This is a genomic window from Streptomyces sp. NPDC027189 (assembly GCF_055566975.1).
The window spans coordinates 1-23,925 of record NZ_JBVHRI010000031.1; the positions used below are offsets into that span (position 1 = coordinate 1).

The 23,925-nt window shown below is 70.3% G+C and carries 21 protein-coding genes and 1 riboswitch; of the genes, 9 read left to right on the forward strand and 12 right to left on the reverse strand.

Annotated elements, in window-relative coordinates; translation table 11 throughout:
* Positions 1–388 (reverse strand): transposase (locus ACZ4RZ_RS42660; RefSeq protein WP_467752942.1); only part of this gene is annotated, 388 nt, incomplete at its 3' end.
* 181 nt (positions 389–569) lie between these two features.
* Positions 570–1,397 (reverse strand): sulfurtransferase, encoded by an 828-nt coding sequence (locus tag ACZ4RZ_RS42665; RefSeq protein ID WP_467752943.1) that lies wholly within the window; start codon positions 1,395–1,397, stop codon positions 570–572.
* Positions 1,398–1,721: 324 nt separating this feature from the next.
* Here ACZ4RZ_RS42665 and ACZ4RZ_RS42670 point away from each other — a divergent pair, with 324 nt between their 5' ends.
* Entirely contained in the window at positions 1,722–2,534 is an 813-nt protein-coding gene (locus ACZ4RZ_RS42670; RefSeq protein ID WP_467752944.1) for a VOC family protein, read from the forward strand.
* 12 nt (positions 2,535–2,546) lie between these two features.
* On the opposite strand, the gene ACZ4RZ_RS42675 is transcribed toward ACZ4RZ_RS42670, so the two are convergent.
* The 4 genes from ACZ4RZ_RS42675 to ACZ4RZ_RS42690 all read right to left on the reverse strand — a co-directional run bounded on the left by ACZ4RZ_RS42675 (position 2,547) and on the right by ACZ4RZ_RS42690 (position 8,173).
* A complete protein-coding gene (locus ACZ4RZ_RS42675) occupies positions 2,547–3,194 on the reverse strand; it encodes a thymidine kinase (protein ID WP_467752945.1) in 648 nt (215 codons plus the stop codon).
* Positions 3,195–3,242: 48 nt separating this feature from the next.
* Complete coding sequence (locus tag ACZ4RZ_RS42680; protein WP_467752946.1) at positions 3,243–4,484, reverse strand: alkaline phosphatase family protein; 1,242 nt, start codon at positions 4,482–4,484, stop codon at positions 3,243–3,245.
* Complete coding sequence (locus ACZ4RZ_RS42685) at positions 4,484–5,071, reverse strand: DUF5998 family protein (RefSeq protein ID WP_467752947.1); 588 nt, start codon at positions 5,069–5,071, stop codon at positions 4,484–4,486. Before ACZ4RZ_RS42685 ends, ACZ4RZ_RS42680 begins: the two co-directional genes overlap by 1 nt.
* A gap of 147 nt (positions 5,072–5,218) precedes the next feature.
* Positions 5,219–8,173 (reverse strand): bifunctional acetate--CoA ligase family protein/GNAT family N-acetyltransferase, encoded by a 2,955-nt coding sequence (locus ACZ4RZ_RS42690; protein WP_467752948.1) that lies wholly within the window; start codon positions 8,171–8,173, stop codon positions 5,219–5,221.
* Between the two features lie 177 nt (positions 8,174–8,350).
* On the opposite strand from ACZ4RZ_RS42690, the gene ACZ4RZ_RS42695 reads away from it, so the two are divergent.
* On the forward strand, positions 8,351–8,632 hold the full coding sequence (locus ACZ4RZ_RS42695) for an HPr family phosphocarrier protein (protein ID WP_426680975.1): 282 nt from the start codon (positions 8,351–8,353) through the stop codon (positions 8,630–8,632).
* Between the two features lie 224 nt (positions 8,633–8,856).
* Here the strand turns inward: ACZ4RZ_RS42695 and ACZ4RZ_RS42700 are convergent, their stop codons facing one another.
* The 4 genes from ACZ4RZ_RS42700 to ACZ4RZ_RS42715 form a co-directional block, all read right to left on the reverse strand.
* Complete coding sequence (locus ACZ4RZ_RS42700; RefSeq protein WP_467752949.1) at positions 8,857–9,552, reverse strand: GntR family transcriptional regulator; 696 nt, start codon at positions 9,550–9,552, stop codon at positions 8,857–8,859.
* A gap of 186 nt (positions 9,553–9,738) precedes the next feature.
* The gene (locus tag ACZ4RZ_RS42705; protein WP_467752950.1) at positions 9,739–10,503 is read right to left on the reverse strand and encodes a M23 family metallopeptidase; all 765 of its coding nucleotides are present in this window, start codon (positions 10,501–10,503) and stop codon (positions 9,739–9,741) included.
* A 13-nt stretch (positions 10,504–10,516) separates the two neighbouring features.
* A riboswitch (cyclic di-AMP (ydaO/yuaA leader) is annotated at positions 10,517–10,676 on the reverse strand.
* 234 nt (positions 10,677–10,910) lie between these two features.
* Positions 10,911–12,299, reverse strand: a complete 1,389-nt coding sequence (locus tag ACZ4RZ_RS42710) for a M16 family metallopeptidase (protein ID WP_467752951.1) — start codon at positions 12,297–12,299, stop codon at positions 10,911–10,913.
* Positions 12,296–13,642, reverse strand: coding sequence for a M16 family metallopeptidase (locus ACZ4RZ_RS42715; RefSeq protein WP_467752952.1), 1,347 nt, complete (start codon positions 13,640–13,642; stop codon positions 12,296–12,298). The genes ACZ4RZ_RS42710 and ACZ4RZ_RS42715 overlap by 4 nt, the downstream gene beginning before the upstream one ends.
* A gap of 264 nt (positions 13,643–13,906) precedes the next feature.
* Between ACZ4RZ_RS42715 and ACZ4RZ_RS42720 the strand changes: the two genes are divergently transcribed.
* Positions 13,907–16,366 carry a DNA gyrase/topoisomerase IV subunit A gene (locus ACZ4RZ_RS42720; protein ID WP_467752953.1) on the forward strand — a complete coding sequence of 820 codons (2,460 nt, stop codon included), beginning with the start codon at positions 13,907–13,909 and terminating at the stop codon, positions 16,364–16,366.
* 1 nt (position 16,367) lies between these two features.
* Here the strand turns inward: ACZ4RZ_RS42720 and ACZ4RZ_RS42725 are convergent, their stop codons facing one another.
* On the reverse strand, positions 16,368–17,471 hold the full coding sequence (locus ACZ4RZ_RS42725; RefSeq protein ID WP_467753016.1) for a CobW family GTP-binding protein: 1,104 nt from the start codon (positions 17,469–17,471) through the stop codon (positions 16,368–16,370).
* A 381-nt stretch (positions 17,472–17,852) separates the two neighbouring features.
* On the opposite strand from ACZ4RZ_RS42725, the gene ACZ4RZ_RS42730 reads away from it, so the two are divergent.
* From ACZ4RZ_RS42730 to ACZ4RZ_RS42745, 4 genes are all read left to right on the forward strand, one after another.
* Positions 17,853–18,377, forward strand: a complete 525-nt coding sequence (locus ACZ4RZ_RS42730) for a DUF6082 family protein (protein WP_467752954.1) — start codon at positions 17,853–17,855, stop codon at positions 18,375–18,377.
* A 133-nt stretch (positions 18,378–18,510) separates the two neighbouring features.
* Entirely contained in the window at positions 18,511–18,747 is a 237-nt protein-coding gene (locus tag ACZ4RZ_RS42735) for a hypothetical protein (RefSeq protein WP_388877140.1), read from the forward strand.
* 470 nt (positions 18,748–19,217) lie between these two features.
* Positions 19,218–19,454, forward strand: coding sequence for a hypothetical protein (locus ACZ4RZ_RS42740; RefSeq protein WP_467752955.1), 237 nt, complete (start codon positions 19,218–19,220; stop codon positions 19,452–19,454).
* A gap of 201 nt (positions 19,455–19,655) precedes the next feature.
* Complete coding sequence (locus tag ACZ4RZ_RS42745; protein WP_467752956.1) at positions 19,656–20,255, forward strand: DUF6082 family protein; 600 nt, start codon at positions 19,656–19,658, stop codon at positions 20,253–20,255.
* Positions 20,256–20,303: 48 nt separating this feature from the next.
* Here ACZ4RZ_RS42745 and ACZ4RZ_RS42750 read toward each other — a convergent pair whose 3' ends face one another.
* The gene (locus tag ACZ4RZ_RS42750; protein ID WP_467752957.1) at positions 20,304–21,470 is read right to left on the reverse strand and encodes a citrate synthase; all 1,167 of its coding nucleotides are present in this window, start codon (positions 21,468–21,470) and stop codon (positions 20,304–20,306) included.
* 96 nt (positions 21,471–21,566) lie between these two features.
* Here ACZ4RZ_RS42750 and ACZ4RZ_RS42755 point away from each other — a divergent pair, with 96 nt between their 5' ends.
* Both ACZ4RZ_RS42755 and ACZ4RZ_RS42760 read left to right on the forward strand, forming a co-directional pair.
* On the forward strand, positions 21,567–22,826 hold the full coding sequence (locus ACZ4RZ_RS42755; RefSeq protein ID WP_467752958.1) for a citrate synthase: 1,260 nt from the start codon (positions 21,567–21,569) through the stop codon (positions 22,824–22,826).
* A 145-nt stretch (positions 22,827–22,971) separates the two neighbouring features.
* A complete protein-coding gene (locus ACZ4RZ_RS42760; RefSeq protein WP_467752959.1) occupies positions 22,972–23,916 on the forward strand; it encodes a sucrase ferredoxin in 945 nt (314 codons plus the stop codon).
* Positions 23,917–23,925 lie beyond the last annotated feature (9 nt).

A 23,925-nucleotide genomic window follows, 5' to 3' on the forward strand; every position in this document is an offset into this window, starting at 1 on the left:
CTGCCTCGCCAGCCGCCCGAAGTACCGCATCGAAAACCATCTGGCCGGCCTCGCCGTCGACCAGCCGGGCACGGAACTCGCTGAGCACCGAGAAATCGAATCCGGTGTCGGCCAACTCCAGCGAAAGGGCGTACTTCCAGTCCAGACGCGAGCGGACCGCGTGCGCGGCCTGCCGGTCGGTCAGCCCCTCGGCGAACTGCAACACCGACACCAGCGCGAGCCGGGCCGGAGACACCGTCGGCCGCCCCCTGACCGGGAAAAGTTCCTCGAAATCGGCATCCGAGAACACCGGCCCGAGCGCATCCCGCACCCGCATCACCAGGCAGCCCTTCGGGAACACCGCACGCGCCAGCCGAGCAGTCTCCTCCGGGATCTCCACCAGATCCACCCCACGCAACGACACTGAACCCACCCCTGAACACGACGACGGCCTGCACAACCCCAACGGGGTCATGCAGGCCGTCGTCACGACCGCACCCGATTTACCAACAGCGTCCAGGTCGGTGCGGGCCCCCTCACTGTTACCGAGGGCCGGGTCCCACTGCGAGGGGCCGCTGCCCGAAGCGCCGCTATTGCGGGTCGGGGCCCACCGCGACCGGGCGGCTGCCGTTCCGGGACCACTCCGACCAGGAGCCCACGTACAGCGCGGCGGGAATGCCCGCGACGGCCAGCGCGAGCACCTCGTGGGCACCGGAGACACCCGAGCCGCAGTAGACGCCGACCTCGGAAGTGCCCGTCACGCCGAGGGACTTGAAGCGGTCGGCGAGTGCGGTGGCGGGCAGGAACTGTCCGTCGTCGGTGACGTTCTCCGTGGTCGGCGCGGAGACCGCACCGGGGATGTGCCCGGCGACGGGGTCGATCGGCTCGACCTCGCCCCGGTACCGCTCACCGGCCCGGGCGTCCAGCAGCAGCCCCGTGCGGGCGAGCGCCGCCGCCCCGTCCGCGTCGAGCAGCGGCCGCGAGCCGGGCACCGGTACGAAGGTCCCGGGGGCCGGCGTGGGGACCTCCGAGGACACCGGCCCACTCCAGGCCGCGAGCCCGCCGTCAAGCACGCGTACCGAGGGATGACCCGTATAGCCCAGCAACCACCACGCGCGCGCGGCGCCCCAGCCCTGTCCGCCGTCGTACACAACGACATCGCGGTCGGCGGACACGCCTGCGGCCCGCATCGCCGCGCCGAAGACCTCGAGATCGGGAAGCGGATGCCTGCCCTCCGAACCCGCCGGACCAGCAAGTTCGGAATCCAAATCGACAAAAACAGCCCCTGGAATGTGCGCCTGCTCGTAGTCGGAGCGCAGGTTCGGGCCACCCAGCTGCCAGCGGATGTCGAGGAGGACCGGAGGGGTCGGTCCGGCCAGGTCGCTCGCGAGTTCGGCTGCGGAGATGATGGCGTTCATGGCCCCCATCCTTGCGCATGGGGTGGCCGCGTCGTCCAGGTCCGGCTACTCTGCTCGGCCGGACAGGTCCGATCACGAGGCGTATGGGATCGGGCACATGCTGTACAGCCGATGGACACCGCGCGGCAATCACCCCGAAACGGACGGGAAACTACACACCGGGCATCCTCCGGCCGTGCGCCGCTGAAGGGCGGCGCGGCCGGGACGCGCGGCGCGACCGGTGGTGCGAACATCGGCACGGGGCGTGCACGTACGCGACCGCGGTACGCGTGTTCGTAGGCGGAAGGTGACCGGCCACCGCGAGGGGCCGAGAAGAGAGTGACGATGACCGAGGCACGGGGGTCGGCCGGCCTGAACGGCACAGCGCACGCTCGGCACACGCCCGGCACACCCTGCTGGGTGAGCCTGATGGTGCACGGGATGGCCGCGACCCAGGAGTTCTACGGAGCGCTGTTCGGCTGGGAGTTCCGGCCGGGACCGCAGCAGCTCGGCCCGTATGTGCGGGCCCTGCTCGACGGCCACGAGGTGGCGGGGATCGGCCAACTGCCGCCCGACCGGCATCTTCCCGTGGCCTGGACCCCGTATCTCGCCTCGGACGACGTGGACCTGACCGCCGAGACCGTTCGGCACAGCGGCGGCACCGTGGGCGTCGGTCCCCTCGACGCCGCCGAGGCGGGGCGCCTGGCGATCGTGTCGGACCCGACGGGCGCCGTCTTCGGCATTTGGCAGGCGGCGGCGCACCTGGGCACGGGGATCACCGGTGTGCCGGGCACCCCCGCCTGGAACGAGCTGGTGACCCGCGACACCGAGAGCGTCGTCAAGTTCTACCAGGGGGTCTTCGGCTACGAGCTGGAGCCGGTCGTCTCGGCGGACTTCGACTACGTGACCCTGTACGTCGACGGCCGCCCGGTGGCCGGCGTCCACGGCGTCGGCCACGGCCTGCCCCGCGACCGCGGCCCGCACTGGATGACGTACTTCGAGGCCGCGGACGTGGACGAGGCCGTCGACCGTGTCGTCGAGCTCGGCGGGCACCTGCTCAAGGCCGCCCACGACTCGCCCTACGGACGGGTGGCGACGGTGGCGGATCCGGAAGGCGCGATGTTCTCGCTGATCCACACGGTCCGCCGAGCGCTGTGAAGGCCCCTGAGGTCAGGCCGAGGCGACCGGCAGCACGTCCGGCGACAGGGCGCCCGCGCGTGCCGTCGCGGCCGTCATACGGCGGCGGTGGTGCCGACGGCACAGGACCTCGTAGCCGATGTCCTCGGACTGGTTGACGTCGCCGACGACGACCTGGGCGCCCTCGACGACCATCTCGCCGCCTATCGTGCGGGCGTTGTGGGTGGCGCGGGCGCCGCACCAGCACAGGGCCTCGACCTGGAGGACCTCGACCCGGTCGGCCAGCTCCACGAGGCGCTGGGAGCCGGGGAAGAGCTTGGAGCGGAAGTCGGTGGTGATGCCGAAGGCGAAGACGTCGATGCCCAGGTCGTCCACCACACGGGCCAGTTGGTCGATCTGCCGGGGAGCCAGGAACTGGGCCTCGTCCGCGATCACGTAGTCCGCCCGGCCGCCCTGGGAGAGGTGGTCGACGAGGTACGCGTACAGATCCTGGTCGTCCGCCACCTCCACCGCGTCCGTGACCAGGCCCAGGCGCGAGGAGAGTTTGCCCTCGCCCGCGCGGTCGTCGCGTGTGAAGATCATGCCCTGCAGGCCCCGCGCCGAGCGGTTGTGCTCGATCTGGAGAGCCAGCGTCGACTTCCCGCAATCCATTGTTCCGGAGAAGAACACCAGCTCGGGCATGGGGAGTTGAGCACCTTTCGGCAACAGAGGATCGGGAGGGGTGTGGCTTCAGGAGCGTACTTGCAACAGGGGCACGAGCTGCTCGACGGGGGTCATCGAACCGTGGTTGCCGACCATCGCCGACTCCTTCGGCTCCCGCTCGGTCGCGATGATCAGGACGTCGTCGCGGGCCGCCGCGACGACGTCGCCGATCCGGGCGTACACCCGCTCGTCGACGTGCGGGCCGAACCAGCCCGCCGCGATCGCCTCGTCCCGCGAGGCCACCCAGAACTGCTCGCCGAGCACCTCGCGCCAGCAGGTCAGGACATCCGCCTCGGCGCCCGGCACCGCGTAGACATGCCGGGCACGGCCCTCGCCGCCGAGCAGGGCGACGCCGGCGCGCAGCTCCCAGTCCTCGTCGAAGTCGATGCGGTGCTGCTCGTCGAAGGGGATGTCGATCATGCCGTGGTCGGCGGTGACGTACAGGGCGCTGCGCGGCGGCAGCTGCTCCGCGAGGCGCTGGACCAGGCGGTCGACATACATGAGCTGGCCGCGCCAGGGGTCCGAGTCGACGCCGAAGCGGTGGCCCTTGCCGTCCACCTCCGCGTAGTACGTGTAGACCAACGAGCGGTCCCCGGCGGCCAGTTGCTCGGCCGCGAGGTCCATGCGCTCCTCGCCGGACAGCCGGCCGTGGAACGTTCCGCCACTCAGTGCGATCTTGGTGAGCGGGGTGTTCTGGAAGGTGGGGGACGAGACCTGCGCGGTGTGCACGCCCGCCGCGTCGGCCAGCTGGAAGACCGTGGGGTAGGGCTGCCAGGCGCGCGGTTCCGTCCACGGGTTCCAGCGGAGCTGGTTCATCAGCTCGCCGGTCTCCGGGTTGCGCGCGGTGTAGCCGGGCAGGCCGTGCGCGCCGGGCGGCAGGCCGGTGCCGACGGAGGCGAGGGAGGTCGCGGTGGTCGCCGGGTAGCCGGCGCTGATCGGCCGTCCGGTGCCTCCGCGGGAGGACGCCAGGAGCGATGTCATGAAGGGCGCCTCGTCGGGGTGCGCCTTCAGCTGCTCCCAGCCGAGACCGTCGATCAGGAAGACGCAGTTCCGGTCGGCCTCGGTCAGCTCGGTTATCGCGGAGGTCATGCCGGGCACGGCCATGCCCGCGGCGAGCGTGGGCAGCAGGTCGGCCAGCGAGCCGGCGCCGTACTCGGGGACGGGCGCGGAGCCGACGGCGAGGGGTTCCGGGTGGTCCCAGGCGGAATCGGGGGGGGCGGGCGCGCAGCGCCCTCGATCATGGGCGGCGGGGGGAGACGGGTGGGACATCAGCGCGTGATGTCCGCGGTCGCCTCGGAGAGGGACTGCGCGAAGGCGAGGGCCTGGCGCACGGTCTCCGGGCCGTCCCCGGCCTCGCTGACGCGCAGGCTCAGGTCGTCCGCCGTCGAGTTGCCCGTGTAGCCGTGGTCCGCCTCGCAGTTGGGGTCGCCGCAGGCGGCGGGCTCCAGGTCGATACGGGAGACCGCGCCCCAGCCGATGGTCAGGACGACCTCGCGGGGCAGCGTGCCCGGCGTGTACGACTCCGGGTTGCCCACGACACGGCTGACGACGACCGACGAGATCCGGCCGAGCTTGACCGACTCGGTGGACGTGGTGGCGTACGGCGTCGGCGACGTCGTGTCCGCGTTCTGCTCGTCGGTGTGGCTCACGATGAAGCGGTTGCCGGTGAGGACGAGCACGGTGACGTGCCGCCGCACCTCGTTCGCGTCGAACGTCGTCTCCTGGTGGACCAGGTACGACCGGATGGCCTCGCCGCCAATCGCGGCCTCCACCGCCTCGGCCACGAGGGCCGGGTAGTAGCCGCTGCGCTCGATCGCCGCTCGCAGCCCCTGGGTCGTCGTACTGGTCTTGGCCATGACGTCCATCCTACGGGGGCCCACTGACTGCGAGGCACCGCTCGCGGGTGTCTGTCGTGGACGGAACAGATGCACGTAGGGGTCAGACGTGGGATCACGGCGTGGGGATCAAGCCGTGGGGACCGGAGCGCCGGTATCAGCGGCGGCTCAGACGACGGGGAGAGTCCGCGGGCCGAGATCGTCGCGGACAGGGGCGCGGGCCAGCCGCACGGTGGCGCCCAGCACGCTCAGACCGCGCGGGGCGACGACCACGGGCTCCAGCGAGACCGCGACGACCTCCGGGTGGTCGTGGACCAGCCGGGACACGCGCAGCATCAGCTCTTCGAGGGCCGCCGTGTCCACCGGCGCGGAGCCCCGCCAGCCGAACAGGAGCGGCGCCGTCCGGATCGACCGGACCAGCGAGGTCGCGTCCCGGTCAGTGACCGGAATCAGCCGGTGCGCGGTGTCCCCGAGCAGCTCCGAGGCGGCCCCGGCGAGCCCGAACGAGAGCACCGCCCCGGCCGCCGGATCGATCACCGCCCGTACGACGGTGTCGACCCCGCGCGGGGCCATCGCCTGCACGACCGGCCGCAGCTCCGCCGGCTTCCCGAACAGCTCCGTCAACTCCGCGTACGCCCGTCGCAGTTGCTCCTCGTCCGCCAGATCGAGCCGTACGCCGCCCAGGTCCGCGCGGTGCCGCAGGTGCGGGGCGGTGGTCTTGAGGGCCACGGGGTAGCCGAGGGCGCGCGCGGCCGCCACGGCGTCGTCCGGTGTGCGCGCGGGCAGGGCACGGCGTACGTCGATGCCGTACCGCCCGAGCAGCCCGCAGGTCTCCTCCGCGCCGAGCGTCAGCCCCTCGTCCCGCGCGAGCAGCCCGTCGATCTGCTCGGCGGCCCCCTTCTCGTCGATGTCGTCGTACTCCGGCACCTTCCCGGGCTCGGCGGCGTCACGTCGCCACTGGGCGTACTTGACGGCTTGCGCGAGCGCACGGACGGCACGCTCGGCGGCGGGGTAGGCCGGGATGAGCCGGGAGGCCGTGGGGGGATCTTCGGGGACGGGCGGCCGGGTGGCCTCCGCGAGAGGCGGTTGTGCCGCGCCCGCGACGGCCGGGCGTGCCGCTCCCGCTGTGGGCGAAGGCGCAGCTCCCGCTGCCGCTGTAGGCGAAGGCGCAGCTCCCGCTGCCGCGTGCGATCGTTCCGCAGGGGGGAACCGGTGGGCACCGCCTGGAGCGCGGGGTGTCGATTCAGCCGCCTGTGGTGCAGTGCTTGCGGCCGCAGACAACGCCTCGGCGAGCCCACCGAGCTCAACGTGCACCACCAGCACCGGCTTCGCCGGAACCGAAGCCGCCGCAGAGCGCAGGGCCTCGGCCAAGGCCGCATCTTGAGCGGACGTCTCCCCCACCGCCGGTATGGCGGTCACGACGACGGCATCGCACTTGTCGTCGGCCAAGGCCCGCACCAGCGCCCCGTGAAAGTCCTCCGCCGAGGCCCCCGTGGTCAGATCCAACGGAGGAAGCGGCCGAAGCCCTTCGGCAAGACATGCGTCGTACGTGAGCAGCCCGAGCGACTCCGAGTTCCCGAGGATCGCCACCCGGGGCCCGGGAGGAAGCGGCTGGCGTGCCAGCAGAAGCCCCGCATCGACGAGCTCGGTGATCGTGTCGACCCGGATCACCCCCGCCTGCCGCAGCAGCGCGGACACCGTGGCGTGCGGCAACCGCGTGGCCCGTACGGCATGCCCCTGGGGAGCAGCCCCGCCGTGCCGCGCCCCCTGGACCACGACCAGCGGCTTCGCCGCCGCCGTCCGCCGTGCGAGGCGCGTGAACTTGCGTGGGTTGCCGATGGATTCGAGGTACATGAGGGCGACGTCGGTGTGCGGATCGTCGTACCAGTACTGGAGTACGTCGTTGCCCGACACGTCCGCCCGGTTCCCGGAGGAGACGAAGGTCGACACTCCGGTCACGCCCGTGACACCGCCACCGCGCCGGTGCAGCCGGGACAGCAGGGCGATCCCGATCGCGCCGGACTGGGCGAACAGGCCTATCCGCCCGGGGCGCGGCATCTCCGGGGCGAGCGAGGCGTTGAGGCGGACCTCGGGGGACGTGTTGATGACCCCGAAGGCGTTGGGGCCGATGATGCGCATGCCGTACGTACGCGCCTGGCGCACGAGTTCGCTCTGGCGCTCGCGCCCTTCGGGGCCGCTCTCGGCGTACCCGGCGGACACGACCACGAGCCCCTGCACCCCGTGCTCGCCGCACTCGGCGACGACCTCGGGGACGAGCGGCGCGGGCACCGCGACGACGGCGAGGTCGACGGGTTCGTCGATGTCGCGGATGGAGCGGTGCGCGGGGACTCCGTCGAGCTCCTTCTCGTCGAGCGCCTTGTTCACCGCGTACAGACGGCCGGTGAATCCGGCGTCGCGGAGGTTGGTGAGGACGCTGCGGCCGACACCGCCGGGTGTGCGGCCCGCGCCGATGACGGCGACCGAGCCGGGTGCGAGCAGCCGCTGCACGGACCGGGCCTCGGCGCGCTGCTCCCGCGCGCGCTGCACGGCGAGCGACCGGTCGGTGGGTTCGAGGTCGAACTCCAGGCGTACGACGCCGTCCTCGAAGTGCCGCTTCTGCTGGTAACCGGCGTCCGTGAACACCTTGATCATCTTGGTGTTGGCGGGCAGCACCTCGGCGGCGAACCGGCGGATGCCGCGCTCGCGGGCCACGGCAGCGATGTGTTCCAGGAGGGCGGAGGCGACACCGCGGCCCTGGTGCGCGTCCTGCACGAGGAAGGCGACCTCGGCCTCGTCGGCGGGCGCGGAGGCGGGCAGGCCGTCGGCATTAATGCGGTCATAGCGTACGGTGGCGATGAACTCGCCGCCCACCGTGGCCGCGAGACCCACCCGGTCCACAAAGTCGTGGTGCGTGAAGCGGTGGACATCCTTGGCGGACAGTCGTGGGTACGGCGCGAAGAAGCGGTAGTACTTCGACTCGGCCGAGACCTGCTCGTAGAAGCTGACCAGGCGGTCGGCGTCATCAATGGTGATGGGCCTGATGCGTGCGGTACCACCGTCACGCAGCACCACGTCCGCCTCCCAGTGAGCGGGGTACTCGTGCCGGTCCGACGAGGTCTGCATGGGCCCCAGAGTACGGCTCGCATCCGACAACGGCGCGAGGCAGTCTGTGGGGAACGGACGTCGGATCGAGGCCGCGATCCGACCACACTCCGGACGGGACGAAGGACCGCTCCGGAGACGCTTCACGATATGGGACACTGGTCTAGACAACCCTGAAAACCTGAAGGGCAGCATCACATGGCTGAGCGCCGCGTCAACGTCGGCTGGGCCGAGGGCCTTCACGCCCGCCCCGCTTCCATCTTCGTCCGGGCCGCGACGGCCTCCGGTATCCCCGTGACGATCGCCAAGGCCGACGGCAACCCCGTCAACGCGGCCTCCATGCTCGCCGTCCTCGGCCTGGGCGCCCAGGGCGGCGAGGAGATCGTCCTCGCCTCCGACGCCGAGGGTGCGGACACCGCCCTCGACCGTCTGGCGAAGCTGGTCGCCGAGGGTCTAGAGGAGCTCCCCGAGACCGTCTGAGCACACGCCTGTGCACCTGAACCGGCGCCGCTCTCGCGGAGGCGGTTGCGCGCCGTTGGGGTTGCTCAATTGATGGTGGCGGTGGTTTTCGTCCAAAAGCCGCCGCCCCGCACGCATATAGAAGGGCTCGCCTGAAAACATCGGGCGAGCCCTTCGCTTTTCCCTATTGCGGGCAGCAGAAATAGTCCCCCGAGAATTACCCCTCTTTGTATACGGCGCCCGTGTTAATGCCGCGGGCCCGTCATGTTTACGGGAGGTTGCGAAGTCCTCACACGGTCCGGACGATCTCCGCCGCCGGGAAAACGGAGCCGGTGCGCGGCCGCGGCACGCTCGGTGTGCAGGGCCGTGATCGCCCGGGCCCGCTCGCTGTCGCCGCGCGCCACGGCGTCCACGATGCCGCCGTGTTCCGCCCAGGACTCCGCGGGGTTGGCCGACGCCTCCACCGCGTACATCCACGCGATCTTGTGCCGCAGCTGGGCGAGCGTGGAGGTGAGCGCGGGGCTTCCGGAGGCCTGCGCGAGGGTCTCGTGGAACCAGCCGCCCAGCGAGCGCAGATCCTCGCTGTGGCCCCTCCTGGACCGCTCCTGCCCCAGCCTGACCAGGCCTCGGAGCACCTTGAGGTGGGCCTCGGTACGGCGCTGCGCGGCCCGCGCGGCGCCCAGCGGCTCAAGGAGCATGCGCATCTCCAGCAGGTCGGAGGCCTCCTGCTCGGTGGGCTCCGCGACGCACGCGCCCGCGTGCCGGCGGGTGACGACGAAGCCCTCGGCCTCCAGCGTCCGCAGGGCCTCGCGCACGGGGACGCGCGAGACGCCGTAGCGACGCGCGAGCAGTTCCTCGGTGAGCCGGCCGCCTCGCTCGTAGACACCCGCGACAATGTCGTCACGGATCGCCGTGCATACCGAGTGCGCCGGAATACGCATGACCGGACCTCCGCTTTAATCCCCGCGAAACGCCATCGATTGACGCTTGTTCAGTGACTCTATTGCAGGGAGCCGGAATTTCCGATGGCAGGCCGGAATCCATGGATATTTTTTGGACACACGGCCGCGTGAAACGACGATGCCCCGGCTCGGCGAGCCGGGGCAACGGAACTGATGAAGCGCTCGTCAGACGTTCACACCGTGCGAGCGAAGGTACGCGACCGGATCGATGTCCGAGCCGTACTCCGCGGTCGTGCGGGCCTCGAAGTGGAGGTGCGGCCCGGTCGTGTTGCCGGTGGACCCGGAGAGGCCCACCTGCTGGCCCGGGGTGACCGTCTGGCCCACGGAGACGCCGATGGACGACAGGTGCCCGTACATCGTGTACGTGCCGTCGTGCATCTTGATGACGACCTGGTTGCCGTACGCGCCGCCCCAGCCGGCCGTGACGACCGTGCCGGAGCCGACGGCGTGCACCGAGGTGCCGGACGCGGCGTGGAAGTCGACGCCGGTGTGGCTGCCGGAGGACCAGAGGCTGCCGCCGGCCTTGTAGCCGGTGGAGATGTACGAGCCGGTGATGGGCAGGACGAAGGTGTTGAGGCGCTTGCGCTCGGCTGCACGGGCGGCACGCTCCTTGGCCTCGCGCGCCTCCTTGGCCCTCTCCGCGGCCTGCTTGCGGGCGGCCTCCTCGGCCTTCTTCCGCGCGGCGGCCTCGTCGGCGGCGCGCTGCTGCGCGACGGCCTGCGCGTCGATCTTCTCGGCGAGAGTGTCGCCGATGGTGATGATCGGAGTCAGCCCGGTCTGCTCGGCGGAGGTGTCCGCGGCCAGTGCCGGGGCGGCCAGGGTTCCGATGACGCCGGTGGTGGTGAGCGCCGCGACGCCGACGGCGTTCGTGGTCGTGCGCTTCACGCGGCTCGGGCGACGGTGCTTCCCTGTGCCACAGGTGAACGCCATATAGGGGCTGATCCTTTCCTTCCTTCTCGCCTACCGGGTTAGCTGACGGGTTCGGAGCAGGAAGGTCTCCTACGGACTCCCTCCGGGGAGGGCGTCCGATTCACCCCAGGGACTGCGTATGGGTCCCCGGCTCCCCTGGCTCGCGCCGTACGGGGACTCGGCGATGACTGTCCGGTGCCGCGGGCGCGGCGCACTGCCTGACGAACAGCCGGATCGACGCTAAACGGGGCATCTTTCAATCAACAAACGGATCACGGCTTTTGTAGCGCATGCCACAGGGCAGACGGGCAACCTCCGTATCAATACGGACATCTTGGGGACGAAGTCCGGAAAGAGACACGAAGTCCGGGCAAAAGGAGACCCAGGTGACTCTTCAGTCACCTGGGTCCTCAGGGAGTCGCGCTGCTCTACTCGGCCCGGACGACGGTGACTTCACCGATTCCGAGCGCCTTGACGGGCTCCTCGATCTGCGCGGCGTCACCCACCAGGACGGTCACCAGACGGTCCACCGGGAAGGCGTTCACGGCGGCCGCGGTGGCCTCCACGGTGCCTGTCGCGGCGAGCTGCTGATAGAGCGTCGCCTGGTAGTCGTCCGGCAGGTACTGCTCGACCTGGTCGGCGAGCGTGCTCGCGACGGCCGCCGCGGTCTCGAACTTGAGGGGCGCCACACCCACCAGGTTCTGTACGGCGATGTCGCGCTCGGCGTCCGTCAGGCCCTCGGCGGCGAGGGTACGCAGCACCTTCCACAGGTCGTCGAGCGCCGGACCGGTGTTCGGCGTGTCCACCGAGCCGCTGATGGCGAGCATCGCGACGCCCGTGCCGTCCGGAGCGGAGCGCAGCACCTGGCCGAACGCCCGCACACCGTAGGTGTAGCCCTTTTCCTCGCGCAGGACGCGGTCCAGGCGTGAGGTGAGGGTGCCGCCGAGGCAGTACGTGCCGAGCACCTGGGCGGGCCAGACGCGGTCGTGCCGGTCGGCGCCGACGCGGCCGATGAGCAGCTGCGTCTGGACGGCTCCGGGGCGGTCCACGATGATCACACGGCCGGTGTCGTCGGCGCTCACCGGCGGCACGGGGCGCGGCTCGGCGGACGAGGCGGTCCAGGAGCCGAGCGTGTCGGCGAGCAGCGCGTCGAGGTCGACATCGGTCAGGTCACCGACGATGACGGCGGTGGCCGTCGCGGGGCGTACGTGCTTCTCGTAGAAGGCGCGTACGGCCGCCGAGTCGATCTTCTGGACGGTCTCCTCGGTGCCCTGTCGCGGGCGCGACATGCGCGAGGCCGCCGGGAACAACTCCTTGGAGAGCTCCTTGGCCGCGCGGCGGGCCGGGTTGGCCGTCTCGTGCGGGATCTCGTCCAGGCGGTTGCGGACCAGTCGCTCGACCTCGCTGTCCGCGAATGCCGGCGCCCTCAGGGCGTCGGCGAGCAGACCGAGTGCCTTGGGCAGGCGCGAGGCGGGCACTTCGAGCGACAGGCGTACGCCGGGGTGGTCGGCGTGCGAGTCGAGGGTGGCGCCGCAGCGCTCCAGCTCGGCGGCGAACTCCTCGGCGGAGTGCTTGTCGGTGCCCTCGGAGAAGGCTCGCGCCATGATCGTGGCGATGCCGTCGAGGCCCGCCGGTTCGGCCTCCAGCGGCGCGGCGAGGATCACCTCGACTGCGACGACCTGCTGGCCGGGGCGGTGGCAGCGCAGGAGCGTCAAGCCGTTGTCGAGCGTGCCGCGCTCGGGCGACGGGAAGGCCCACGGCTTGGCCTCGCCGGCCTGGGGCTGCGGGTGGAAGTCCATGGTGGCGAGCTCGGTCACTTCGCCGTCTCCTCGTCGGTGTCGTCAGCGGCGTCGGTGTCTTCGGGGGCGATCGGCTCGTAGACGAGCACCGCTCGGTTGTCGGGGCGCAGGCGGGCCTTGGCGACCTCCTGGACCTCCTCGGCAGTGACCTCCAGGACGCGCTGCACGGCGGTCAGGGCGAGCTGCGGGTCGCCGAACAGGACGGCGTACCGGCACAGTTCGTCGGCACGGCCCGCGACGGTGCCGAGCCGGTCCAGCCACTCGCGCTCCAACTGGGCCTGGGCGCGCTCCATTTCCTCGGCCGTGGGGCCCTCCTCGGCGAACCGGGCGAGCTCCTCGTCCACGGCGGCCTCGATGACCGGGACCTCGACGTCGCCGGACGTCTTCACGTCCAGCCAACCCAGGGAGGGCGCTCCGGAGAGCCGCAGCAGACCGAACCCGGCCGCGACGGCGGTGCGGTCGCGGCGTACGAGCCGGTTGTAGAGCCGCGAGGACTCGCCGCCGCCGAGGACGGTGAGCGCCACGTCGGCCGCGTCGGACGCGCGCGTGCCGTCCTCCGGGAGCCGGTAGGCGGCCATCAGGGCGCGCGCGGGGACCTCCTCCTCGACGACCTCGCGCAGCTGCTCGCCGATGGTCTCGGGCAGCGAGCCGTCACGCGGGGCGGGCTTGCCGTCGTGCCCCGGGATGGAGCCGAAGTACTTCTCGATCCAGGCGAGCGTCTGCCCCGGGTCGATGTCGCCGACGACCGACAGCACCGCGTTGTTGGGCGCGTAGTAGGTGCGGAAGAACGCGCGGGCGTCCTCCAGGGTGGCCGCGTCCAGGTCCGCCATCGACCCGATCGGGGTGTGGTGGTACGGGTGGCCCTCGGGGTACGCCAGCGCGGTCAGCTTCTCGAACGCGGTGCCGTAGGGCACGTTGTCGTACCGCTGCCGGCGCTCGTTCTTGACGACGTCCCGCTGGTTCTCCATGGACTCGTCGTCGAGTGCCGCGAGCAGCGAGCCCATGCGGTCGGCCTCCAGCCAGAGCGCGAGCTCCAGCTGGTGGGCGGGCATGGTCTCGAAGTAGTTGGTGCGCTCGAAGCTCGTGGTGCCGTTGAGCGAGCCGCCCGCGCCCTGGACGAGCTCGAAGTGCCCGTTGCCGTGGACCTGCTTGGAGCCCTGGAACATCAAGTGCTCGAAGAGGTGAGCAAGGCCGGTACGGCCCTTGACCTCGTGGCGTGAGCCGACGTCGTACCAGAGGCACACCGCCGCGACCGGGGTCAGATGATCCTCGGAGAGCACCACGCGCAAGCCGTTGGCCAGGCGGTGCTCGGTCGCTGTCAGGCCGCCGGAGCCTGCCTCAGCTGTGGCCGTGTGACCCATGGGCATGTACGTCCCTTCGATCGCGGAAACTGCGTATTTCCTGTCGGTCCTGCCACTGTATGCAAGCGCGCCGACGGCTGGCGAAGTTCCCGCACCTCGTACGCCGAGAGCGAGACTCGCGTACGTCACAGCCGTGTCCCAGGAGGCCCTCCGAGGCCCGCTACGGACGGGTCGCGGTCCGCGTTGTCAGTGGGGCGGTCCACAATGGTCCGCGTCAGATCCCGTTCATGCCCCGGCAGAGACTGTGAAGGAGCCGCAGCAGCGATGGCCCGCCGCAGCACGAAGACCCCGCCGCCCGACGACTCGTACGAGGAGAAGATCCTCGACATCGACGTCGTGGACGAAATGCAGGGCTCCTTCCTCGAGTACGCGTACTCGGTCATCTACTCGCGAGCCCTGCCGGACGCACGTGACGGCCTCAAGCCCGTGCACCGCCGCATCGTGTACCAGATGAACGAGATGGGCCTGCGCCCCGACCGCGGCTATGTGAAGTGCGCCCGCGTCGTCGGCGAGGTCATGGGTAAGCTCCACCCGCACGGAGACGCGTCGATCTACGACGCGCTGGTGCGCCTGGCCCAGCCCTTCTCGATGCGCCTGCCGCTGGTCGACGGGCACGGGAACTTCGGTTCGCTCGGCAACGACGACCCGCCGGCCGCCATGCGTTACACCGAGTGCCGGATGGCCGACGCGACGTCACTGATGACCGAGTCGATCGACGAGAACACGGTCGACTTCGCCCCGAACTACGACGGCCAGGAGCAGGAGCCGGACGTCCTTCCGGCGGCGTACCCGAACCTGCTGGTCAACGGCTCGTCCGGCATCGCGGTCGGCATGGCCACCAACATGCCGCCGCACAACCTCGGCGAGGTCATCGCCGCCGCCCGCCACCTCATCCGGTACCCGGGCGCCGACCTCGAGACGCTGATGAAGTACATCCCGGGCCCCGACCTGCCCACCGGCGGCCGGATCGTCGGCCTCTCCGGGATCAGGGACGCGTACGAGTCGGGCCGCGGCACCTTCAAGATCCGCGCCACGGTGTCGGTGGAGAACGTGACCGCGCGCCGCAAGGGCCTCGTCGTCACCGAACTGCCCTTCACCGTCGGCCCGGAAAAGGTGATCGCGAAGATCAAGGACCTGGTCGGCAACAAGAGGCTGCAGGGCATCGCCGATGTGAAGGACCTCACGGACCGCGCGCACGGCCTGCGCCTGGTCATCGAGATCAAGAACGGCTTCGTGCCGGAAGCGGTCCTGGAGCAGCTCTACAAGCTGACGCCGATGGAGGAGTCCTTCGGCATCAACAACGTGGCACTGGTGGACGGCCAGCCGCTCACCCTGGGGCTCAAGGAGCTCCTGGAGGTCTACCTCGACCACCGCTTCGACGTCGTGCGCCGCCGCAGCGAGTTCCGCCGCGGCAAGAAGCGCGACCGGCTGCACCTGGTCGAGGGCCTGCTCGTCGCCCTCCTGGACATCGACGAGGTCATCCGCCTCATCCGCTCCAGCGAGAACTCGGCGCAGGCCAAGGAGCGTCTGATCGAGCGCTTCTCGCTGAGCGAGATCCAGACGCAGTACATCCTGGACACGCCGCTGCGCCGCCTGACCAAGTTCGACCGCATCGAGCTGGAGTCGGAGCGCGACCGGCTCAACGGCGAGATCGACGAGCTGACCGGGATCCTGGAGTCGGACGCGGAGCTGCGCAAGCTGGTCTCCGGCGAACTGGCCGCGGTGGCCAAGAAGTTCGGCACCGACCGGCGCACGGTGCTCCTGGAGTCCGCGGGCACCGCCGCCGCGACGGTCCCGCTCCAGGTGGCGGACGACCCGTGCCGGGTGCTGCTGTCCTCGACGGGTCTCCTCGCCCGCACGGCCAACGGCGACCCCTTCGGGGAAGCCGAGGACGCCAAGCGCACCAAGCACGACGTGATCGTCTCCGCGGTGCCCGCGACGGCCCGTGGCGAAGTCGGCGCGGTCACCTCTTCGGGCCGCCTGCTCCGGCTGAACGTGATCGACCTCCCGCAGCTGCCGGAGACCGCGGCGCGGCCCAACCTCTCCGGGGGCGCGCCGATTTCGGAGTTCCTGTCCTCCCTGGAACCGGACGAGACGGTGATCTGCCTGACGACGCTCGACGAGTCGTCGCCGGGTCTGGCGCTCGGCACGGAGCAGGGTGTCGTCAAGCGCGTGGTACCCGACTACCCCTCGAACAAGGAGGAGTTGGAGGTCGTCACGCTCAAGGACGGCGACCGGATCGTCGGCGCGGTCGAGCTGCGCACCGGCGAGGAGGACCTGGTCTTCATCACGGACGACGCCCAGCTGCTGCGCTACCAGGCCTCGCAGGTGCGCCCGCAGGGCCGTGCGGCGGGCGGTATGGCGGGCATCAAGCTCGCCGACGGCGCGAAGGTGATCTCCTTCACGGCGGTCGACCCTGCGGTGGACGCGGTGGTGTTCACGGTGGCGGGCTCGCGCGGCACGCTGGACGACTCCGTCCAGACCACGGCCAAGCTGACCCCCTTCGACCAGTACCCCCGAAAGGGCCGCGCCACGGGTGGCGTGCGCTGCCAGCGGTTCCTGAAGGGCGAGGACTGCCTGTCGCTGGCCTGGGCCGGCGCGACACCGGCCCGGGCCGCACAGAAGAACGGCACACCCGCCGAGCTGCCGGAGATGGATCCGCGCCGCGACGGCTCGGGCGTGTCGCTGGCGAAGACGGTCTCGGTGGTGGCGGGCCCGGTGTAGCTCAGCCGACCGCTTCGAGGCCTTCGGGCTCCTCGTCCTGTACGTGGCTGCCCTGCCCTACGTGACTGTCCTGCACGTAGCGAAGAACGCCCCACATGCTGTGCTCGTCGGCGTGTGGGGCGTCGTCTTTGCACGCCTCCAGTTCCTTGGTCAGAGCCGCCGTGTCGATGCCGGAGCCGATGAGGACGAGCTGGGTGAGACGCGCCTCGGCACGGCCCCATGGCTCCGGGTAGAAGCGCAGGAACCGCCCCACGGCATGCACGGCGTACCGATTCACGCTGTCCTGGACGCCGAAATCGACGTACCCCTTGATGCGGTAGAGCCCCTCGGGCCTGCTGTCGAGGAAGTCCATCAGCCTGCGGGGGCCGAGCGGCACTTCGGAGGTGAAGGAGAGGGTGTCGTAGGCGGAGTGCAGGTGGTCGGCGTGGTCGTGCGCTTCATGATCATGGAGATCATCGAAGGACAGCTGCCCGATGCGCTCCTCGGTCGGCCGGCAGTCGAAGAGGAACTCGGGGTCGATCCGGCCGTAGCTGGCGGCCACGACGGCGGCGCGATCGGCGAGTCCCCGGACGACGCGCAGCACCCGCTCGCCGTCCTCCGCCCGGTCCACCTTGTTGACGACGACAAGATCCGCGAGGGCGAGATGCCGGTCGATCTCGGGGTGCTTCACGCGCGTACCGGCGAACTCGACGGCGTCGACGACTTCCACAAGCCCGCCGTACACGATCCGCGGATGCTCACTGGCGAGCACCATCCGCACGAGCTCCTGGGGCTCGGCGAGCCCGCTCGCCTCGATGACGATGACGTCGATACGGGTCGAGGGCTGGGCAAGCCGCCCCAGATACTCATCGAGTTCACTGGCGTCGACGGCACAGCACAGGCAGCCGTTCCCGAGGGAGACCGTGGAATCCCCGAGCGCTCCCGCCACCGCCATGGCGTCGATCTCGATGGCGCCGAAGTCGTTGACGATGGCCCCGATCCGTCTGCCGCCGCTGCGGTGCAGCAGATGATTCAGCAAGGTGGTCTTGCCGGCGCCCAGGAATCCGGCGAGCACGACGACCGGGATCTGCCTGGCCGCGCCCTGCTCGATCAGGAGCTGGTCCATCGGGATCGGCTGCGGACTGGGCTGGCTCAACGGGCGACCTCTTTCACACTGGTGCGTACGCCGGTTCACGACCCGCTCCCGTACGAGAGCGGCTCACGCACCGGCACTCCTACGAGGAATCAATGCCGACCCAGGATACGAGCGGGAGGAATCGCCGCGAAGTGAACGATTGTTAGCGGCGCTCGCGGGGCACACGTTGGACATGGCGCCGGGATACGCGACCCGCACTTCCCTCCGTGCGCCTCCTCTCCGCCTCCCTGCCGATCAGAGCCGCTCGGCAAAACTGGGAGACGGCAAGCGCGCCGCCCACCGCTCGCCGGTCCGCTCCCTGTCGCCCCACATCCGACGACCGGCGGACGGTCGCCTGATTCGGGGGTTGACATGGCCACACGGAATTTTGGGGTACGGGGGTGGGGTTCCGCCGCCGCGGCGGGACTCGCCTTCACAGCAGGAGCTCTCGCACTCCTCACCGCACAGCAGCGCAAGTACAACGAACAGCGATTGCGGGTGGAGCAGCAACGTAGGCACTTCCAGCTGTTGAGCAAGGCCATGGACGACCCTGAGCTGGCCGCCGTGATGAGCACCGTCGATCTCAGCGGCGAGCCTGCGGAGGAGCACACCAGGCTGCGCCGCCAATACCTCTTCGCCAACGCCCTGTACACGAATGCCCTGCAGACCTACCGCGCCGGCAACGTCAACTGGCACGAGCTGCACGGCCACCTTCGGGTGCTCTGCCAGAGCGGGGTCTTCCGCGACTACTGGGAGGCGACCCGACACCACCGGGACAGCCTCGACCAGTCGTCGGACGAAGCGCGTGTGGGCCGAATGGTGGATGGTCTTGTCTGCGATCTGGCAGAGGCGGACACGGAAGAGTGGTGGGTGGTGGGTGAACTGCCCTCGGAATAAGCGCTGCGGCGGTCAGCGAACCTCCTTTGAAGTAAGCCCAGTTGGGCTAGAGCTTCTCCGATCGCACCACAGGCATCAGGAGGTAATCTGAGCCCGCCCCCATCTCCTACTGCTCTGAGGACCGGGATCACCTTTGAAGATTGTGCGCCGCATCGGTGCATCTCCCCGTGAACGCGGCAGCGTGACAGGCGAGACCTGCCCCGACATCTTCGAACTCAGCGACGGCAATTTCGCCGTTATCGGGACCGAAGCCACCGCCACGCTCGACAACGAACTGCCCGCCGACGCCGCACGGGCCCCCTACGAACGCATCGTCATCGTCAGCCGGGAGACCTTGGTTCGCGCCAAGGCCGAAATTCCCGACGCCTGAGCTCGTCGGACAGCGAGTCCACCCGTTCGCTCTGCGATACGCCCCCACCGCACGCCATCTGCGCGCCCGGGGCCGACCCCGACCGAGCAGCGCACTACCCGGTCCTTGCTTGGCGGCACACTTCATCAGGCCCGGCGCCAGACCGGTTCCGGGCCTCACGTGCTACGCCGCCGGGGCGCCGCACACGCCGCCACCGCCCGACGCCGCCGTGGACCACCCGCGTCCGGGCCGCCGCCTCTGCGGCGCCTACCTCCTCCTCGTTCGGCGCGAGCCGCCGCGCCGCCATGTCACTCCTCGTGAAGCGATCAGCAGGCAGCACAAGCTCGCAGGTCAGCCATGCCTCTCGAGCAAGCGAACCTCGACGTCCGAAATCGCCGGAAGCCCCCACGGGAACGGACCGCGCCCGAGAACGCAATACGTTAATCTGCACCACCGCAAATCAGCTTCAACTCACAGGAAGAGGCACCTCTTTGAAGATTTTGTGTCGCATAGGCGCATCTCCACGTGAACGCGGCAGCCTCCTGGGCGAGACCTGCCCCGACATCTTCCTTCTCAGCGACGGGAACTTCGCCGTCATCGGCACCGAAGCCACCGCCCAACTCCGAGGCCAGCTGCCCGACGATGTCGCACTCGCCGACCGCGATCGCATCGTCATCATCAGCCGTGAGACGTTGACTCGAGCCAAAGCCGACATCCCGGACACCTAATCTCCGCGCGCACAGGCTGATCCGCACCCCTTGCTCCAAGGCTCCCGTTTTCCGCCCCTCACAGGGGGAAGCAATGACGCGGGACCTCAGGGGGAGGGCTGGATGACGCCTGGTCGGATACGGCGCTCAGTGTTTTCGTCACTCGCGTGGCTGAGCGCCGGGGCTGCTGGGATCGCCCTGGTAGGAGCCGCTTCCATTGCCATGAGCGGCTGGCTCATAGACGGAGTCGAACAGCTCAACTCTGACCGGCGGACAGCCGCGGAGCGCAGCGCCCTCGGGCAGTATTTCGGCGGGGTCAGTGCCGTCTTCTCCGGACTCGCACTGCTCCTGCTCGTCGTCGCACTGCTGTACCAGCAGCGCGAACTTCGGCTGCAGAGACAGGAGCTCTCCCTACAACGTGAGGAACTCGCCGCATCCCGCGACGAGTTGCGGCGGAGCGCCGCCTCCGACATGCGAAGTCTGCACATGCAGCTGACGCAGATGGCCATGACCGACAGCGCACTGGCCGACGTCTGGAACGTCTTCCCCGGCGAATCCGACTCCGGGCGCCGTCAGATGCTCTTCGCCAATTTAACCTTCAATCACTTCGTGCTCGCCCAGAGCTGGGGAAGCTTTTCGGAGACGGAGCTGCTGGTCAACGCCCACAGCATGCTGCGCAGCCCCATCTTCCGCCGCTACTGGGAGGCCACCAAAGACCGTAAGAGTCAGCTGCCGCGCGAGAGCGACGAAGGGCGCGTTTTCCACTTCTTCGAGCAGGCTCTCGCCGATCTGGACCGCCGCGCGCACCCACCCTCCACGTGAGGGCGCGGCAGGTGTCGGCCTCCCCGGCCCACGGCGTGCACCCTCCGGTCAGGCCACCCCCGGCACTGCCACCGGCGCCCCCGGCCCCACATACCGAGCCACCGGCCGAATGATCTTCGAGTCCTCCGCCTGTTCCAGGATGTTGGCGCTCCAGCCGACGACGCGGGCGGCGGCGAAGGTGGGGGTGAACATCTCGCGGGGCAGGCCGCAGAGTTCCATGACCACACCGGCGTAGAACTCCACGTTCGTGTGCAGCTCGCGGCCGGGCTTGAGCTCGGCCAGTATCGCTTCCACCTGGCGCTCGACCTCGACGGCGAAGTCGACCAGTGGACCGCCGAACTGTTGCGCGATACCGCGGAGCATGCGCGAACGGGGGTCTTCCGTGCGGTAGATGGGGTGACCGAAGCCCATGATGCGATCGCCGGCGAGGACACGTTCGCGGATCCACGGGTCGATGCGGTCGGGGGCGCCGATCGCGTCCAGGGTATCGAGGGCACGGCTGGGGGCGCCGCCGTGGAGAGGCCCCGAGAGGGCACCGACCGCGCCCACGAGGCACGCCGCCACATCCGCGCCCGTCGAAGTGATCACCCGAGCCGTGAACGTTGATGCATTGAATCCGTGATCAATGGTCGATATCAAGTACCGCTCGACCGCCCGGGCGCGCGCGGCATCCGGCTCCGAACCCGTCAACATGTACAGATAGTTGGCCGCGTACGCGAGGTCGTCACGCGGCTCCACCGGCTCCAGCCCCTGCCCGAGCCGGTACAGCGCGGTGAGCAACGTCGGTACGGCCGCGGACGCCGCCAGGGTGTCCGCTCGACGCCGGTCGGCGTCAATGTCGTACACCGGCCGGAACCCCAACGAGGCACCGAGCAGCGAGAGCGCCGTGCGCAGTCCGGCGAGCGGCCCCGACAGCCCCGTCGCCGCAGCGATCGCGGGCAGCGCGGCCCGCACCTCGCCCGGCAGCCCGCGCAGCGCCGCGGTCCGCGTGGTGAAGGCGGCGCGCTGAGCCGCGTCGGGCAGTTCACCGTGGACCAGCAGATGCCAGACGTCCTCGAAGCCGCGGGTCTGCGCGAGTTCGACGGCTGAGTACTGGCGGTAGTGATAGAAGCCCTCCAGCCCTCTCACGTCACCCAGTTCGGTGTCGGTGACGACGACGCCCGCGAGTCCTCGCGGTACATCGACAGAGGTGGACGCGGCCCGGTTGATCGGCATGTTTCCTCCCTGGACTTGATTTGACTGTCCATGCTTGACTCAATTCTTGTCAATATTGATTAAATCAATAGGCCGATACATGGATACGGTGACGCCATGAGGGATCGAGAAGCGGCAGCGCCAGGGCACGAGGGCCGACGGCTCAGCACCAAGGAGACCGCCGAGCTGCTCGGCGTGAAGCCCGAGACCGTGTACGCGTATGTGAGCCGCGGTCAGCTCAGCAGCCGTCGCGAACCCGGAGGGCGTGGGAGCACGTTCAATGCCAAGGAGGTGGAGGCGCTCGCGCGGCGCAACAGGCGGGAGACCGGCGGGAGTTCGAGTACCGGCGGCGAACTCTCGGTCCGTACCGGCATCACCCTGATCGACAAGGACCGGTACTACTTCCGCGGCGTCGACGCGACCGAGCTTGCCGCGCGGTACTCCTACGAAGAGATCACCGAATGGCTGTGGACCGGAGAACTGCGCCCCGGCGTCAGGTTCACCGCCCCGGAGGCGTCCGTCGCCGTCGCCCGCCGCGCGGTCGACGCGCTGCCCGAGCACAGCGGCCCGACGGACCGGCTGCGCGTCGCCACGATCGCCGCGGCGACCGCCGACCCGCTGCGCTTCGACCTCTCCGAGGACGCCGTCCTCGGCACGGGACGCACCCTCATCCCCACGCTCGTCACCGCACTGCCGGCCGTGAGACACGACCACCGCGACGAGGGCCCACTGGCCCACCGCCTCTGGGCGCGGCTCACCGGACGTACGCCCGACGAAGCGTCACTGCGCGTGCTGGACACGGCACTTGGGCTGCTTGTCGACCACGACCTGGCCGCCTCGACGCTCGCGGTCCGGGTCGCCGCGTCGGCCCGGGCCCACGCGTACGCCGCCGTGTCGGCGGGTCTCGGCGTGCTCGAAGGCCCGCTGCACGGCGCGGCCAGCGGTCTCGCGCACCGGCTGCTCCTCGACGTGCTGGACCGCGGCACCGCGGCTCCCGTGGTCGCGGACGAGCTGCGCGCCGGACGCCGCGTCCCGGGGCTCGGCCACCGGCTCTACCCGGGCGAGGATCCACGCGCGCGTGCCTTGTTCGCCCTCCTGGAGGACGTCCCCGGCGCGGCGCCCGCCTTGGCGGCGGCCCACGACATCGTCACCACCACCGCCCGCCACACACCCCTGCACGCCAACGTCGACCTGGCCCTGGCCGTCCTCACCGTCTCTTCCGGCATGCCGGCCTCCGCGGGCGAGACGGTCTTCGCCATCGCCCGTACGGCGGGCTGGATCGCCCACACCTTGGAGGAGTACGAGGAGCACCCGCTGCGCATGCGCCCCAGCGGTCGGTACGTGGGCGCGCGCCCACCGCAGCCGCTGCCCGGCTGAGGCGGTCGCCCAGGGGGCGCAGGCACAGTCAGCGCTCCCCGGGTGAGCGCCCCCACGCCCTGTTGCGCGCCCAGAGCGCCCCAAACGCGCCCCCGTCTGCACGGCTGGAAGTCACCCCGGCCCAAGTCAGGTTAGGCTCACCTCTGTGAGTATGTGCACGACCGCGTCGCGGCACCTCGACGAGCCCTTCGCGGGGACCGCAGCCACCGCGAGGACCTGGCTGCTGATCGAGCAGCCCGGCCCCTGGGGTGCCAAGGCGCTTACTTCGAGCCACCTGGACCCCGTGCTCGGCCGCGCTCTCGAAGCGGCCGCGGAGGGCACCGGCGTACGGATCGCACTCATCCGCCGACCCGGACGGCACGCCGACTGCGGTACGCCCTCCGAGCGCCATGTGTATGCGGCCCACACCACTCCGGGAAACGCGTGGCTGCACAGCGCCACAACATCCGACCCGGAGCAGGCGCTCAACCTCGACTTCGCCGCGCTCGGCATGGGTGACCCCCATACCTTCGACGCGGCCCTCCAGGGTCGGCCCCACACAGGTGGCCCACTCGCCCTCGTCTGCACCAACGGCAAGCGCGATCGGTGCTGCGCCCTGCTCGGACGCCCCCTCGCGGCCCAGCTCGCCGCCTCCGGGGTGGAGGGCACCTGGGAGGTCACCCACCTGGGCGGTCACCGCTTCTCGCCCACGCTGCTTGTCCTGCCGTACGGATACGCGTACGGGCGCGCCGAGGCCCACGCCGTCAAGGAGGTCCTCCAGGGCGTCCAGGAGGGGCGTGTGATCACCGAGGGCTGCCGCGGGAGCTCCGCCTGGGAGCGGCCGGGCCAGGCGGCCGAGCTGGCCGTGCGTACGGCCACCGGAGAGCACGCCGCCGATGCCTTGACCGTGGTTCGCACGGATGGCGCCGCCCCGCGCTGGGAAGTCACCGTCGCCCACACCGACGGCCGCCTGTGGCGCGTGATCGTCGCGCAAGGCGCCTCGCTGCCGCCCCGCCCGGAGAGCTGCGGTTCCGCGCTGGGGTCGCCGGCCCGGATGGACGTGGTGGCGGTACGGGAGCCGGCGCGGACGGCGCTCGCCGTACCCTGCTGACAGTGGGTC